At 70.8% G+C, this 15556-nt stretch carries 12 protein-coding genes, 1 tRNA gene and 1 pseudogene; 12 read left to right on the top strand and 2 right to left on the bottom strand.

Annotated features, from left to right (window positions below; all coding sequences use genetic code 11):
• The first annotated feature begins 184 nt into the window (after positions 1-184).
• The 3 genes and pseudogenes from ACGFI7_RS24775 to ACGFI7_RS24765 all read left to right on the top strand — a co-directional run bounded on the left by ACGFI7_RS24775 (position 185) and on the right by ACGFI7_RS24765 (position 1988).
• Positions 185-334, top strand: a complete 150-nt coding sequence (locus tag ACGFI7_RS24775; protein WP_393408576.1) for a hypothetical protein — start codon at positions 185-187, stop codon at positions 332-334.
• Positions 331-732, top strand: a pseudogene (locus ACGFI7_RS24770) (recombinase family protein); the annotation flags it as partial. The gene ACGFI7_RS24775 and the pseudogene ACGFI7_RS24770, both read left to right, overlap by 4 nt.
• Positions 733-935: 203 nt before the next feature.
• Positions 936-1988, top strand: a complete 1053-nt coding sequence (locus ACGFI7_RS24765; protein ID WP_393408574.1) for a recombinase family protein — start codon at positions 936-938, stop codon at positions 1986-1988.
• On the opposite strand, the gene ACGFI7_RS24760 is transcribed toward ACGFI7_RS24765, so the two are convergent.
• Positions 1970-2055 (bottom strand) — tRNA-Leu (locus tag ACGFI7_RS24760). The genes ACGFI7_RS24765 and ACGFI7_RS24760 overlap by 19 nt on opposite strands.
• Before the next feature lie 376 nt (positions 2056-2431).
• Between ACGFI7_RS24760 and ACGFI7_RS24755 the strand changes: the two genes are divergently transcribed.
• Entirely contained in the window at positions 2432-2920 is a 489-nt protein-coding gene (locus ACGFI7_RS24755) for a hypothetical protein (protein WP_393408572.1), read from the top strand.
• Between the two features lie 195 nt (positions 2921-3115).
• Positions 3116-5029, top strand: coding sequence for a chaplin family protein (locus ACGFI7_RS24750; RefSeq protein ID WP_393408569.1), 1914 nt, complete (start codon positions 3116-3118; stop codon positions 5027-5029).
• Between the two features lie 176 nt (positions 5030-5205).
• Here the strand turns inward: ACGFI7_RS24750 and ACGFI7_RS24745 are convergent, their stop codons facing one another.
• Positions 5206-5385 carry a DUF5703 family protein gene (locus ACGFI7_RS24745; RefSeq protein ID WP_393408621.1) on the bottom strand — a complete coding sequence of 60 codons (180 nt, stop codon included), beginning with the start codon at positions 5383-5385 and terminating at the stop codon, positions 5206-5208.
• Between the two features lie 208 nt (positions 5386-5593).
• On the opposite strand from ACGFI7_RS24745, the gene topA reads away from it, so the two are divergent.
• The 7 genes from topA (at position 5594) to ACGFI7_RS24710 (ending at position 15531) form a co-directional block, all read left to right on the top strand.
• Positions 5594-8293 carry a type I DNA topoisomerase gene (gene topA / locus ACGFI7_RS24740; protein ID WP_393408566.1) on the top strand — a complete coding sequence of 900 codons (2700 nt, stop codon included), beginning with the start codon at positions 5594-5596 and terminating at the stop codon, positions 8291-8293.
• A gap of 54 nt (positions 8294-8347) precedes the next feature.
• A complete protein-coding gene (locus ACGFI7_RS24735; RefSeq protein ID WP_393408564.1) occupies positions 8348-9559 on the top strand; it encodes a metallophosphoesterase in 1212 nt (403 codons plus the stop codon).
• A gap of 63 nt (positions 9560-9622) precedes the next feature.
• Positions 9623-10132 carry a helix-turn-helix transcriptional regulator gene (locus ACGFI7_RS24730; protein WP_393408561.1) on the top strand — a complete coding sequence of 170 codons (510 nt, stop codon included), beginning with the start codon at positions 9623-9625 and terminating at the stop codon, positions 10130-10132.
• Positions 10133-10639: 507 nt separating this feature from the next.
• Positions 10640-11989 (top strand): RNA-guided endonuclease IscB, encoded by a 1350-nt coding sequence (iscB, locus tag ACGFI7_RS24725; protein WP_393408559.1) that lies wholly within the window; start codon positions 10640-10642, stop codon positions 11987-11989.
• Positions 11990-12016: 27 nt separating this feature from the next.
• Positions 12017-14059: a dTMP kinase gene (gene tmk, locus ACGFI7_RS24720; protein ID WP_393408557.1), complete on the top strand. Its 2043-nt coding sequence runs from the start codon at positions 12017-12019 to the stop codon at positions 14057-14059.
• A gap of 9 nt (positions 14060-14068) precedes the next feature.
• Positions 14069-15241 carry a DNA polymerase III subunit delta' gene (locus tag ACGFI7_RS24715; RefSeq protein WP_393408555.1) on the top strand — a complete coding sequence of 391 codons (1173 nt, stop codon included), beginning with the start codon at positions 14069-14071 and terminating at the stop codon, positions 15239-15241.
• A gap of 83 nt (positions 15242-15324) precedes the next feature.
• A complete protein-coding gene (locus ACGFI7_RS24710) occupies positions 15325-15531 on the top strand; it encodes a hypothetical protein (protein WP_393408552.1) in 207 nt (68 codons plus the stop codon).
• Positions 15532-15556 lie beyond the last annotated feature (25 nt).

Genomic DNA, 15556 nt, shown 5'->3' with positions numbered 1-15556 from the left:
AGGGCTTTTCGCCGTTTCCACCACGTCGCAAGCCACCGACCTGCGGTTTCACACCCGAACATGCCCTGGATCATGGATTAGCTGCGGAACGCGGGTCATGGAGGACCGCCCGGGGCGGGCGGGCCCGTTGGGTCCGGCCCCGTCGGCGGCGGACGCGGGGACCCGTTCCAAGCAGGAGCGAGTCATGAGCGGCGCAGGAACGGAGCTGCGGCTGGTCGTGCCGGACAAGGAGCTGAGGCTCACCCCCGGCGCGGCCGGTGTGCTGCTGCGGATCCTGCTCAAAGCCGTCGCCCGCGCCAAGCAGCCACAGACCGCGAAGGAGCGACAGAGATGACGATCAGGTTCGGCTTCTACGGCCGGGTGTCGACCGAGGACAACCAGGACCCGGAAGCCTCACGGGCCTGGCAGTTGCACCGCGCACGGGCGCTGATCGAGTCGCGGGGCGGGGAGGTCGTCGCGGAGTTCTTCGACGTCGACAAGTCTCGTTCAATCCCCTGGCAGCTCCGGCCGCACGCGGCGGCGCTGATCGAGGAGCTGAAGGACCCGCGGCGAGGCTTCGACGCGGTGGTGATCGGGGAGCCGCAGCGGGCGTTCTACGGCAACCAGTACAGCCTCACCTTCCCGTTGTTCGAGCACTTCGGCGTGCCGCTGTGGGTGCCCGAGGTCGGCGGGCCGATCGATCCGGCGAACGAGGCCCACGACATGATCATGGGTGTGTTCGGCGGGCTGTCGAAGGGTGAGCGGAACCGCATCAAGATCCGGGTACGTGCCGCCACGGCGGCGATCACCGCGACCGAAGGCAGATTTCTGGGCGGACGTCCGCCGTACGGCTACAGCCTCCAAGACGCAGGTCCCCACCCGAACCCCGGTAAGGCGGCTGATGGGCGGAGGCTGCGGCGGCTCGCGGCCGATCCGGTCACCTCTCGGGTGGTGCGGTGGATCTACAGCGAGTTCCCAAAGGCCGGGGCTATCTGGACATCGCCGAGGACCTCACGTTGCAGGGCATCTTGTCGCCCTCGGCCAGCGATCCCGGGCGGAACAAGCACCGCGATCAGCGGGCGTGGTCCAAGTACGCCGTCCGGGTCATTCTCACCAACCCGCGCTACACCGGTCATCAGGTGTGGAACAAGCAGCGTAAGGACGAGATCCTCCTGGACGTGGAGAACGTCGCGCTGGGCACGACGACCAAGCAGCGGTGGAACACCAAGGACCAGTGGATCTGGTCGGAGCATCCCGTTCATGACGCGATCGTGAGCGTCGAGGAGTATCAGCGGGTCCAGGAGATCCTCGCCACACGTGCCAGGGGCCAGTTCAGCCAGCGTCCGCACCCCACCCGGCGTCCGTACGCCTTCCGAGGCGTGCTGTTCTGCGGGTACTGCGAGCGCCGGATGCAAGGCAACTGGAACAACCATCAGGCGTATTACCGATGCCGCTTCCCCGCTCAGTACGCCATCGTCAACGAGCTCGACCATCCCAAGGTCGTCTATCTGCGGGAGTCGGAGATCTTGGATGAGGTCGATGGCTGGTTGGGAACCGAGTTCGGGCCGAACTCGCTGGAACGCACGATCGCGGCCATGGCTGAGCAGGTGGTCGATCCCAACGAGGCGGCCCTGATCGATCTGCGTAAACGCCTGTCGAAGTGTGATCGCAAGCTCAATCAGTATCGCTCCGCCCTCGACGCCGGAGGGGACCCCATCGAGATCGCCGGATGGATCAACGAGACGAAGAGCGAACGCGCCCGTCTGGAGGGAGAGCTCAAGGCGGCACCGGCCGCGCAGCGCATCAGCGTCGCCGAGATCAGGTCGATGATCGAGGAGGTCGGGGACGTGGTACGGCTGGTAGGTGAGGCGGACCCGGACGACAAGGCCGCCCTCTACACCCAGCTCGGGCTGAAGCTCACGTACTACCCAGAAAAGCAATATGTGGAGGCCCGGATCAATCCGGAACCCCCACATGTGCGAGCGGTGTGTGTCCGAGGGGGGACTTGAACCCCCATGCCCCGCAAAGGGCACTAGCACCTCAAGCTAGCGCGTCTGCCTATTCCGCCACCCGGACGTGGTGCCTGCACGTGAGACCGTCATCTCGCGTCGGCTCCGTAAGGTTAGCAAACCTTTCGGGGTGCGTCATACCAGGTATCCGGAGAGACGCCGGGCGCGGCGTGCGTGTGGGCGGGAACCGGTGGGGATGTGGGGGGCAGGTCGCCGGGAGCAGACCCTGTCATGGGGTGCGGGGGTGGTTCGCGGGGGTTTGGGCGGGCGGGCTTGACCAGTTTCTGGATCTCCGGTGAAAAAGGCTTGCGACAACGTTGGGTGCTGCTACGGTTACGGACCGTTGAGGGGTAGTCACACGACCGGCCTTGGCGCCGGTCGTCTTTTCGGGAGGTCACGTGGCACGCATGACCGCACGGCGGCAGAGGGAGCGGTCCCTCGCTGTGCGGAGCGTGCCCACCGGCACCCGCCGGGCTGACCGGATGGCGCGGTTCGCGGCCGTCGCCCGTCGGGTCCTGGTGCGAGCGGTGACAGTCGGCGGTCTTGTGGCCGCCGGCTGGCTGCTCGCCGTGGTCTTCCAGATGCTCTCCGCCGCTCCGGCGGCCGCGGACTCCACCGCGGCGACAGGAGCCGGCGCACCCCTCGCGGTCGTGGCGTCCGACGACGCCGAGGCCATGGCGGGGCTGACGGTCGACGGGCTCACCAGCCAGTCAGATCACGGGCTGCCGTCACCGTCCCCCGCCGGCCAGATCTTGGACACTGACGGTCTGGTGCCCACCGGCGGTGGCAACGGCCCCTTCGGGCCGAACATGGGGGATGTCGCGCGGTACGGGTTCGACCCGCGTCTCGACGTGAGGCGCGTCGCTCCTTCTTACGTGCGACCCCCCGTCGTCCGCGCAGCGGCGGACGACCCTTCTTTCTCACCTGACTAATCCCCGCCCATGAGTTCCGGCCCTTCCTGGCCGGCGGCGGAGCGTGGCTGAGTTCCCCTCCGTCAGCGGGTGACACGTCGATCACTTTCCAGTAGCAGGTTCGCGCCCCCGGGGTCTCCGCTGTGCTCTCGCATGGCTCCGGTCGGCCGCGGGCTGTCAGGTAATTCCCCCGAAAGCATCAGTAGGAGCATTCTCATGCGTACATGGGCGAAGGCTTCCACCCCCGCGGCTCTGCTCGCGGTGGCGGTCATGTCGTTCGGCGGCAGCGGCACGGCTTCGGCCGACACCGACGGCGACCACTCCATCGGCGGCGGCAACCAGGTCAACCTGCCGGTCTCGCTGCCGATCGACATCAGCGGCAACGCCGCCGGCGTGGCCGGCGACTCCACCGCCTCCTCGCAGGGCGGCGCGTCCGTCGTCGACGAGGGCAGGGGCGGCATCCCCAACCGGACCTCCGGCGAGTCGAGCGTGCTCGGCGGCAACCAGGTCAACGCGCCGATCAGCGCACCGGTCAACGCCTGCGGCAACGCGGTCTCGCTGTTCGGCAGCTCCGACGCCGGCTGCAAGGGCGGCTCGACCGTGCGCAACTCGGGCAAGGGCGGCGCGGGCGGCAACCGCACCTCGGGCGACCGCAGCATCATCGGCGGCAACCAGGTGACGGCGCCGATCTCGGCCCCGATCAACGCCTGCGGCAACGCGGTGGCGATCTTCGGGGACGCGGCCGCGGGCTGCAAGGGCGGCGCGTCGGTGCGCAACACCGGCGCGGGAGCCGGTGACAACGCCACCTCGGGCCGCAGCTCGGTGCTGGGCGGCAACCAGGTGGTCGCGCCGATCAGCACTCCGGTCGACATCTGCGGCAACTCGGTGGCGGCGTTCGGCGACGCGTTCGCCGGGTGCAAGGGCGGCGCGTCCGTCACCAACGACGGCGGGCGCCGTCACCACAGCCACGGCTACCACCGCGGCTCCACCGGCAACGACACCGACGGCCGGTTCGGGGCGGGCAGCGGCAACCAGGTCGTGGCCCCGATCACCGCTCCGATCAACATCTGCGGCAACTCGGTCGGCAACGCCACCTCCGGGTGCAAGGGCGGCGCCACCGTGCACAACAAGGGCGGCGGGTCCGGCGCCGGAGGCAACCGGACGTCCGGCCGGTCGGGCGTGCTGAGCGGCAACCAGGTCGTCGCGCCGATCACGGCCCCGATCAACGTCTGCGGCAACGCGGTCGCCGTGGCCGGTGACGCGTTCGCCGGGTGCACCGGCGGCGTGTCGGTGAAGAACGGCGGCAAGGGCGCCGGCGGCAACCGGACGTCCGGCAGGTCCGGCGTGCTCAGCGGCAACCAGGTCGTCGCGCCGATCACCGCTCCGATCAACGCCTGCGGCAACGCCGTGGCGGCGCTCGGCCGGGCCGACGCCCAGTGCAAGGGCGGCGCGCACGTCTCGCCGAAGAACGGCGTGGGAGGCGGCGGCAACCGGACGTCCGGCCGCTCTGGCGTGCTGAGCGGCAACCAGGTGGTGGCCCCGATCACCGCTCCGGTGAACGTCTGCGGCAACGCGGTGGCCGTCCTGGGCGACGCCGCCGCCGGGTGCCTCGGCGGCGCCCACGTGGGCAAGCCCAAGCCGGGCTACCGCCACAGCAAGCACCTGTCCGGCAAGACCGCCGCGGGCGGCTCCGGCGCCCTCCCCGCCCTTCCCGCGCTGCCCGCGCTGCCCGCGCTGAGCGGCGTGCAGGGTCTCGGGAGCGCCGGGCAGCAGATGAGCGGCGGCGGCCTCCCGGTCGTCGGCGACGTCGCCGGCCAGCTCGGCCTGCCGCAGGTGCCCGGCCTGCCCGGCCTGCCGTCGACCCCGGCCAAGCCCGCCAAGCCGGTCAAGAAGCACACCGCCGCCAACCCGGCCACCGACCTGGTCGCCGCCACCCCGGTCGGCGGTGCCGTCAAGTCGGTCACCAAGGGCCTGCCCACCGGCGGCCTCGGGCTGATGAGCGCCGCCCAGCCCGCCGGCGTCACCGGCATGTCGGCCGCCTCGCTGCTGGCCCTGGCCCTGGGCGGGCTGTTCGCGGTGACCGCGACGCTGTTCTCGGCCACCCGCCGTTTCCGCCCCACCAGCAAGTAACAACCGTCAAACGCCGCGTCGCGTCTGGGCGGCCCTCACGCCGAGACGCGTGGTGACAGCCAGAAAGTAGCCCGCATACGGCCGCTGCCTCCCGGAGCCTCCGGGAGGCAGCGCGCGCTGAACGCTTTGCCCGTTCCGGGGGCGCGGCCCGGGACGGGCAAAGCCATGCCCGAATGTCAGCCGGGAGGCGCCAGAGTGCTGCGCACCCGTACGATCTTGCGTCGGAGGCGTACGTGTCTGCTGCCGTCCGCGTGCTTGCGTACGCGGGCGAGCTCCCACTTGCCGTACTCTGCGTGCTCGGTCAGCAGCTGACGTGCGGCTTCGCGGGAGAGGTCGCGCGGGATGAAGAGATCCATGTAGGAGTAGTCGAGCACAACGATTAGTCTCCAGGGTGAGTCAGGGCGCCATGCCGCTCGATGGGCCCTATTCTGCGTGCTCGTGGATGGACCCGGAAGCCAGTGGGTAGCCCGGGGGAAGGAAATTTCCGAGCGAGGGGTTACCTTTCAGATCTATGCCGGGCGTCCGGCAGGGGGACTGCAAGCGAACAGCGAGGTAGGAAGCAGCGTGCCAGCCAACAACGGCAGCGCCGGCGCAAGACGTCTGGTGATCGTCGAGTCGCCCGCCAAGGCGAAGACGATCGAGAAGTACCTCGGCGCCGGCTACATCGTCGAGTCGAGCATCGGTCATATCCGCGATCTGCCGGAGAAGGCCGATGACATCCCCGAGAAGTACAAGGGGAAGCCGTGGGCACGCCTCGGCGTGGACGTCGAGCACGACTTCGAGCCGTTGTACATCGTCAACCCCGACAAGAAGTCCCAGGTCAGCAAGCTGAAGCAGCTGCTGAAGGACGCCGACGAGCTCTTCCTGGCCACTGACGAGGACCGCGAGGGCGAGGCGATCGCCTGGCACCTGCGCGAGGTGCTCAAGCCGAAGGTGCCGGTGCACCGGATGGTGTTCCACGAGATCACCCCGCAGGCCATCCGCGACGCCGTCGCCAACCCCCGCACGCTCAACCTCCGCCTGGTCGACGCCCAGGAGACCCGCCGCATCCTCGACCGCCTCTACGGCTACGAGGTCAGCCCCGTCCTGTGGAAGAAGGTCAAGCCGCGGCTGTCCGCCGGTCGCGTCCAGTCGGTGGCGACCAGGCTGGTGGTGGAGCGCGAGCGCGAGCGCCTGGCGTTCACCGCCGCTCACTACTGGGACCTGCAGGCGCTGTTCGACAGCGGCAAGCCGGAGGAGCGGCCGCGTGATTTCACCGCGTCGCTGGTCGGCGTCGACGGCAAGCGGGTGGCGCAGGGCCGCGACTTCGCCAGCACGGGCCGGCTGAAGAACGCCGACGTGCTCCACCTGTCGGAGCAGGCCGCGGGTGAGCTGGCCACGCGGCTGCGCGACGCGTCGTTCGCCGTCAAGTCCGTCGAGCGCAAGCCGTACACGCGCAAGCCGTACGCGCCGTTCCGGACGACCACGCTGCAGCAGGAGGCCAGCCGCAAGCTGGGCTTCTCCGCCAAGTACACGATGCAGGTGGCGCAGTTCCTCTACGAGAACGGCTACATCACCTACATGCGCACCGACAGCATCACCCTGTCGGAGACGGCCGTGCAGGCCGCGCGCTCGCAGGCGATCAAGCTGTACGGCGCCGCGTACGTCCCCGACAAGCCCCGCACCTACAGCAGCAAGGTCAAGAGCGCGCAGGAGGCGCACGAGGCGATCAGGCCGTCCGGCGAGGAGTTCCGCACGCCGGGCGAGACCGGGCTGAGCGGTGACAGGTTCCGGCTGTACGAGCTGATCTGGCAGCGCACCGTGTCGTCCCAGATGAAGGACGCGGTCGGCGAGTCGATCCAGGTCAGGGTGAGCGGCCGGTCGTCGTCGGGCGAGGACGTCGAGTTCGCCGCCTCCGGCCGGACGATCACCTTCTACGGGTTCCTCAAGGCGTACGTGGAGGGTCACGACGACCCGTCCACCGACCGCGACGACTCGGAGAAGCGGCTGCCCAACCTGGCGGAGGGCGACGCGCTCACCGTCTCGCGGCTGGACGTCGCCGCCCACTCGACCAAGCCGCCGGCCCGCTACACCGAGGCGTCGCTGGTCAAGGAGCTGGAGGATCGCGAGATCGGCCGCCCGTCGACGTACGCGTCGATCATCGGCACGATCCTCGACCGGGGCTACGTGTTCAAGAAGGGCACGGCGCTGGTGCCGTCGTTCCTGGCGTTCGCCGTGGTCAACCTGATGGAGCAGCATTTCGGCAACCTGGTCGACTACGACTTCACGGCCGAGATGGAGAAGGTGCTCGACGACATCGCCAACGACCGGGCGGAGCGGGTGCCGGAGCTGCAGCGCTTCTACTACGGCTCCGACGGCGACGAGGGCCTCAAGGAGATGGTCAGCGACCTGGGCGACATCGACGCCAAGGAGATCAGCTCCTTCCCGATCAGGGGCACGGACATCGTCATCCGGGTCGGCCGGTACGGCCCGTACCTCGATCGTGACGGCACCCGCGTCAACGTCCCCGAGGACATGACGCCCGACGAGCTGACGGCGGAGAAGGCCGAGGAGCTGATCTCGCGTCCGACCGGCGACCGCGAGCTGGGCGCCGACCCGGTGACCGGGCACATGATCGTGGCCAGGGACGGGCGGTTCGGGCCGTACGTGACGGAGGTGCTGCCGGAGGAGGCCCCGCCCGCCGAGGGCGCGCCGAAGCGGCGCACGAAGAAGGCCGACGCGCCGAAGCCGCGCACGAGCTCGCTGTTCAAGACGATGTCGCTCGACACGATCACGCTGGACGACGCGCTGAAGCTGCTGTCGATCCCGCGTGTGGTGGGCGAGCTCGACGGCGAGCAGGTGGTGGCGCACAACGGCAAGTTCGGCCCGTACCTGAAGAAGGGCACCGACTCGCGGTCGCTCGGGTCCGAGGAGGACCTGCTGACGGTCACGATCGACCAGGCCAAGGAGCTGTTCGCGCAGCCGAAGCAGCGTGGCAGGGGCCGGGCGGCGGCCGCGCCGCCGCTGCGTGAGCTGGGCGAGGACCCGAACTCGAAGAAGCCGGTCGTGGTCAAGGAGGGCCGGTTCGGGCCGTACGTGACCGACGGGGAGACCAACGCCTCGCTGCGCAAGGGCGACACGGTGGAGGAGATCACCATCGAGCGGGCGGCGGAGCTGCTGGCCGATCGGCGGGGGCGGGCGCCCGCGCCGAAGAAGACGACCACGCGGAAGGCCCCGGCGAAGAAGGCGCCGGCCGCGAAGAAGAAGCCCGCCGCCAAGTCCTGAGAGGGCTCTCAGGGGGCGTACGCGCCGGTGGCCGGGCGCTCATAGCATGACGGCGTGGCTTTCCTGCTCCTGGTCCTGGGCGTGCTCGTCGGGGTCCACTGCTATCTGTGGCACCGGCTGGTGCGCGCGACGACGCGGCCGGGCGTGGCGCGCCGGCGGCTGACGTGGGTGGCGGCCGGGCTGTTCGCGCTCGTGGTGATCACCTTCGCGGGGATGCGGGTGCCGTGGCTGTCGTGGCTGGCCTGGCCCGGCTACATGTGGATCGCGATCATGTTCTACCTGTTCTGGATCCTGCTGGCGCTGGAGGTGCCGCGGGCGGTGGCGGGGGTCGTGCTGCGCGCCGGGAAGCCCGTGCGGGAGCCCGTCAAGGAGCCGGCGAAGGTGCCCGTGGGCGGGCCGCCGGAGCCGGAGCCGCCCGCCGGCGTGCCCGCCGATCCGGGCCGGCGGTTGTTCCTCGGGCGGGCCACCGCGCTGGTCGCCGGGGTGGGCGCGCTGAGCACGGTCGGGTACGGGGTGACGCGGGCGCTGGGCGACCCGGTCATCGAACGGGCCTCGGTCACCCTGCCGGGGCTCGACTCCCGGCTGAGCGGGCTGCGGTTCGCCGTGGTGAGCGACATCCACCTGGGGCCGCTCACCGGGAAGGCGCACGCCGAACGGATCGTCCGCATGATCAACGGCCTGGAGGCCGACGTGGTGGCGATCGTCGGCGACATGGTCGACGGCACGGTCGAGGCGCTCGGGCCGCTGGCCCGGCCGCTGCGCGAACTGGAGTCCCGGTACGGGGCCTACTTCGTGACGGGCAACCATGAGTACTACACGGCCAACGGGCCGGACGAGTGGGTCGAGGAGCTGAGCGACCTGGGGGTGCGCTCGCTGCGCAACGAGCGGGTGGAGATCCGGCACCAGGGCGCGGTGCTGGACCTGGCCGGGGTGAACGACGTCACCGGCGCGACCGCGGGCGACGGCCCCGACTTCGCCGCGGCGCTCGGCGGCCGTGACGAGAGCCGGTCGGTGGTGCTGCTGGCGCACCAGCCCGTGCAGGTGGCCGAGGCCGCCCGCCACGGCGTCGACCTGCAGCTGTCCGGTCACACGCACGGCGGGCAGATGGTGCCGTTCAACCTGATCGTGCCCATGCAGCAGCCGGTGGTGTCGGGGCTGGCCACCGTCGACGGGGTGCGGGTGTACGTGACGCGCGGCGCCGGGTTCTGGGGCCCGCCGGTACGGGTGGGGGCGCCGCCCGAGATCACGTTGCTGGAGATTCGCTAACTGGCTGCGACGGAATGGCTACATGCTGTAGTATCCCGCCGGATACTTCGGAGGTGGTCACTCATGTCTTCCCCCGGTGGAGGGCTGCCCGACGTCAATTTCTGGGCCGCACGCGGCGCCCTGCTGCTGAAACAGGCCCGTCACGAGGCCAGCATGCGGCAGCAGCAGCTGGCAGGGGTGTGCGGCACGTCGCGCACCACGCTGTCCGCCTACGAGCACGCCCGCAAGTCACCCACGCTGGAGACCGCGGGGCGCATCCTCGACGCCGCCGGGTTCCGGCTGGCGCTGGAGCCCAAGGTGGAGTTCACCGGCGGCGTCCCCAACCGGTTGCCTCGGCTGCCGGTCGGCCAGGCGCTCGGCCGGGTGCGGGTGCGCGAGCGGGTCTACGACCTGTCGGTGCGCGAGCAGCGCCGCCAGGCCTACTCGGCGCTGCTGCGCGACGGCGACTCCCAGCAGTTGGTCGCGTACGTCGACGAGGTGCTGCTGGCCGACCTGTGGGACGAGCTCGACCTGCCCGCGGGCGTCCGGTCGCGCTGGGCCCCGGTCATCGAACGGGCCAGGGCGCGGATGTGAAACGGCGGCGGGCCCCCGGCGATGTTCAGTGGGGGCCCATTCGCCTGGTGTGTCCTGCGCACCGGGCCATGGACGTACTACCCTCAGCGACGACCAGTCCGTTATTTCCAGACTCGTCGCTGTCATCCCACACTGAGCGAGCACCTGGATACGCTGACATCGTCACTCGCTCCCGGCCTGAACGCCGGGGCTCGCCCCCACAGCGGGGCGGGCCTGAGTGACCAGACCCAGCCACCAGCATGGGAGGTGATCAAGGTGGCTACGTTTCACGTAGGACAGCAGACCGACCCTGGCGTGCTTCTCCAGCGCCAGGCACTCGAACCGGTGGGAGCAGACAACCCCGGAGCAGGGACGAAACGGCTCACCGGCGCCGCAACGACACCCCCAGGGGCATCCACAGCGGCACCCGGCGTGGAACATGGTCGAGGAGAGACCGCCCAGCGTTCACCTGCGCCCGGCGGCGTCACCCCCGCCAGGGGAGTTCGCGGTCGTGAGACCGCACCCGTCGTGTTCGTCCTGGACCGGCACGGCCATCCGCTCGACCCGTGCCATCCCGCCCGCGCTCGCCGCCTGCTTGCGTCCGGCCGGGCCGTGGTGGTACGGCACACCCCGTTCGTGATCCGGCTGCGCGATCGCGCTGCCGCCGACTCCGTCGTGCAGGGCGTCGAGGCCGGCATCGACCCCGGCTCCCAGCACACCGGCATCGCGGTCTTCCGTGCCGGGGAAGGCATCCGTACCGGCCTGTACGGCATCCGACTCGACCACCGGGGCGGCAAGATCCGCGACAAGCTCGCCGCCCGGGCCGCCTACCGGCGGGGCCGCCGCTCCCGCAACCTGCGCTACCGCGCCCCCCGATTCCTCAACCGGGCCAAGCCGAAGGGCTGGCTGGCGCCGTCCCTGCGGCACCGCGTGGACACCACCCTGTCCTGGGTGGCCCGGCTGTCGCGCTGGGCGCCCGTCACCGCCGTCCATGTGGAGTGGGTCGCGTTCGACACCCACACCTTGTCCGCCGGGAAGCCGCTCGAAGGAGTGGAGTACCAGCAGGGCACGCTGGCCGGGTACGAGGCGCGCGAGTACCTGCTGACGAAGTGGGGCCGTCGGTGCGCCTACTGCGGCGCGTCCGGCGTGCCGCTGAACATCGACCACATCCGTCCGCGTTCGCGCGGCGGCTCCGACCGGATCAGCAACCTGGCGCTGGTGTGCGTCCCGTGTAACCAGGCCAAGAGCGCCGCCCCGGTCGAGGTGTTCCTGGCCGGACGGCCGGGAATCCTGGCCAAGGTGCTGGCTCGGGCGAAAGCGCCGCTGCGGGACGCGGCGGCGCTCAACGCCACTCGGTGGGTGCTGTGGCGGGCGCTGGAGGCGACCGGCCTGCCCGTGGCCACCGCGTCGGGCGGGCGGACGAAGTGGAACCGGTCCCGTACCGGTATGCCGAAGTCGCACACGCTGGACGCCCTGCATGTCGGTGATCTGAAGGAGGTGCGGGGCTGGCCCGGCAGGGTTCTGATCGTTGCGGCGGGCGGGCGCGGCACGCACTGTCGTACCCGCACCGACCGGTTCGGCTTTCCCCGGCTGCGGATGCCGCGCATCAAGCAGATCCACGGCTTCGCCACCGGTGACCTGGTCCGTGCCGTCGTCCCGGCGGGCAAACACGCCGGAACGCACACGGGGCGGGTCGCCGTGCGCAGCAGCGGAAGCCACACCGTGCAAACCAGCAGTGGCCCGGTCAAGACCTCATGGAAGCACCTGCGTCTGCTCCAGCGGGCAGACGGCTATACATACAACGCCCGGGGAGAAGTTGATGTCACCGCGCGCTCGGGCCTTGACGGCCGTCCCGCTCCCGTTTCCTGTCCGGGCTGAAGCCCGGAGTATCCACGGGAGGATCTGATGACCGCCATCGGCCGAAGCCGACAGGCTCACGTGCTGGCTAACGCCCCCTTCCGCAGGCTGTGGGCGGCCATGTCGGTGTGCAGCCTGGGCGACTGGCTCAACCTCCTCGCGCTCACCGCGCTGGCGGGCAACCTCACCCAGGGCGACTTCCGCGCCCAGTCGCTCGCCATCGGCGGCGTGTTCGTCGCCAAGATGCTGCCCGCCGTGCTGCTCGGGCCGCTGGCGGGGGCGTTCGCCGACCGGTTCGACCGGCGGCTGACCATGGTGGTCTCCGACGTGGCCCGCTTCGCCGTGGTGCTGTCGATCCCGCTGGTCAACAGCTACCAGTGGGTGATCATCGCCACGGTCCTGGTGGAGTGCGTCAACCTGTTCTGGGTGCCGGCCAAGGACGCCACCGTCCCCAACCTTGTGCCCAAGCAACAGCTGGAGTCGGCCAACCAGCTCAACCTGCTGGTCACGTACGGGACCGCGCCGATCGCGGCGGCCCTGTTCGCGATGCTGTCGGTGGTGGCCGACGTCGGCCGCAGCGTGCTGCCGCTGCTGGCGGGCCTGGACCCCACCGCCCTGCCGCTGATCGTGAACGCGGGCGCCTACCTCGTGTCGGCCGCCCTGATCTTCACGCTGCGCGACATCCCCCGGCGCGACGGCGCGATCTCCACGCCCTCGGTGCTGCGGCAGATCGTCGAGGGGTGGCGGTTCGTCGGCGGCAACCGGCTGGTCCGCGGGCTGATCATCGGCATGCTCGGCGCGTTCGCGGCGGGCGGCGCGGTCATCGGGGTCGCCAAGCTGTACGTGACCGACCTCGGCGGCGGCGACGCGGCCTACGGTGTGGTGTTCGGCGCGGTCTTCGTCGGCATGGCGCTGGGCATGTTCTTCGGGCTGCGGCTGCTCAGCGGCCTGTCCCGGCGGCGGCTGTTCGGGCTGTCGCTGGTCGTGGCGGGGCTCGTGCTGGCCGCCATCGCGCTGATCCACAACCTGGTGATCGTGGTCATCCTGACCGTGATGCTCGGGGCGTGCGCCGGCATCGCGTGGATCATCGGCTACACGCTCATCGGCCTGGAGGTCGAAGACCAGCTGCGCGGGCGGACGTTCTCGTTCCTGCAGTCCACGGCCCGGGTGACGCTGCTGCTGGTGGTCTCCGTGGCCAACCCGCTGGCGGCGCTGTTCGGTCAGCGCGGGGTCGGCCTGGGCGCGCTGAGCTACGAGTTCAACGGCACCAACCTGGTGCTCCTGCTCGGCGGTGTGCTGGCGGTCGTCGTCGGCCTGCTCGGCCTGCGCCACATGGACGACAGGAAGGGCGTGCCGATCCTGGCCGACCTGATCACGGCCGTGCGCGGCAAGAGCTTCAGGAGCGAGCCGGCCGAACGGGTGCCGGGGCTGTTCGTGGCGTTCGAGGGCGGCGAGGGGTCGGGCAAGACGACCCAGGCCAGGATGCTCGCCATCTGGCTGCGCGACCAGGGCTACGACGTGGTGCAGACCCGCGAGCCGGGCGCGACCAAGGTCGGCATGCGGCTGCGCGCCATCCTGCTCGACGCCGCCGAACGCGGCCTGTCGGGGCGGGCCGAGGCGCTGCTGTACGCCGCCGACCGGGCCGAGCACGTCGAGAAGGTCATCCGGCCGGCGCTCTACCGGGGCGCGATCGTGGTGTGCGACCGCTACGTCGACTCCTCGCTGGCCTACCAGGGGGCGGGTCGTTCGCTCGACCCCGAGGACGTCTCCAAGGTCAACGCCTGGGCGACCGGCGGGCTCGTCCCGCATCTGACCGTGCTCATCGACACCCCGCCGCAGGTGGGGCTGGCCCGGCTCGGCGGGGCGGCCGACCGGATCGAGTCCGAGCCGCTCGACTTCCACGAGCGGGTGCGCAAGGAGTTCCGTGCGCTGGCCGCCGCCGCGCCGGAGCGCTACCTGGTCGCCGACGGCACGCTCCCGCCGGAGCAGATCACCCAGACGGTGCAGGATCGGGTACGCGAGATCCTGCCCGATCCGGTGCCCCGCGAGGCCGAAGACGTCACGGGCACGATGCCCGCCATCCGCGACTAGCCTTGTCACGTGGGCGTCTTCGATGACTTGGTAGGGCAGGACCAGTCCGTCGCCGTGCTGTCGCAGGCGGCCAGGGCCGCGGCCGAGGTCGTCGGAGGCGGGCGCGGTGCGGGCATGACCCACGCCTGGCTGTTCACCGGTCCGCCGGGAGCCGGTCGTGAGGACGCGGCGCGCGCGTTCGCGGCGGCGCTGCTCTGCCCCGACGCGGGCTGCGGCCACTGCGACCAGTGCCACCAGGTGCTGATCGGTTCCCATCCCGACCTGGAGCAGGTGCGTCCCGCCGGGCTCTCGTACGGCGTCAAGCAGACCCGCGAGCTGATCCTGCGGGCGGCGGGCGCGCCCACGCAGGGCCGCTGGCGGGTGATCCTGTTCGAGGACGCCGACCGGGCCACGGAGTCGGCGGCCAACGCCCTGCTCAAGGCCATCGAGGAGCCGCCGCCGCGCACGGTGTGGCTGCTCTGCGCCCCGGCCGCCGACGACCTGATGATCACCATCCGGTCCCGGTGCCGGCTCGTCACGCTGACCACGCCGACCACCGCGGCGGTGGCGCACGTCCTGGCCACGCGCGACTCCGTACCCCCTGAGGTCGCGCGTTTCGCCGCCCGCGCCGCTCAGGGGCACCTGCCCCGCGCCCGCGCGCTGGCGCTGGACGAGAGCGTCCGCGCCCGGCGCGAGGCCGTCCTCGCCATCCCGCGCTCGCTGACCGGCGTCGGCGAGTGCGTCTCCGCGGCCGAGCGCCTGGTCAAGACCGCCGAGGAGGAGGCCGCCGCGGCCACCGCCGCGCTCAACGAGAACGAGACCAGCGAGCTGCGCAAGATCTACGGCGAGGGCTCCACGGGCAAGGGCCTCAACCGCGGCCTCGTACGCGGCGGAGCAGGAGCACTGAAGGAGCTGGAGGACCGGCAGAAGTCCCGGGCCACCCGCATCAAGCGCGACTCGCTCGACGCGGCGCTGCTGGAGCTGGTGTGGTTCTACCGCGACGTGCTGGCCATGCAGCTCGGGGCGTCGGTGGAACTGGCCAACGACGACCTCCGGTTCGACCTCGACCAGCTCGCCCGCACCACGACGCCCGAAGAGACGCTGCGCCGCATCGACGCGGTGATGAGGTGCCGCGAGCGCCTCGACCTCAACGTCAACCCGCAGATCGCCGTCGAGTCGATGATGCTGGCGTTGCGCGTCTAGCGTCGCGAGGCAGCAGATGAGGCGGTGGAGCGTCTCTGTGATGTGGAAGTCTCGTCCCCGGCTTGCCCCGCGAACGGGTCGACGTGGCGGAGATCTTCGCCGAGCACCAGATCGGCCTCGTCCGCCTCGCGTTGCTCATGGTCGGGGACCAGGTCACGTCCGAGGACGTCGTGGCCGGGCTGCGCCCTTTGCCGGGCATCTCGTTCGGCGTCGATCCGACTTGTATGAGGATTGCCGTCGATCTCCGCCAGCGGTTCGGCGTCGATCCCGGGATCGGGCAAGCATGCTGATCGCGTGACCCGCCCCTCTCGCTTT

It is taken from the genome of Nonomuraea sp. NPDC048826, from assembly GCF_043198225.1.
Taxonomy (GTDB): domain Bacteria; phylum Actinomycetota; class Actinomycetes; order Streptosporangiales; family Streptosporangiaceae; genus Nonomuraea.
The sequence above is the reverse complement of the archived record's forward strand: the minus strand, read 5'-3'. Positions and strand labels throughout refer to the sequence as shown.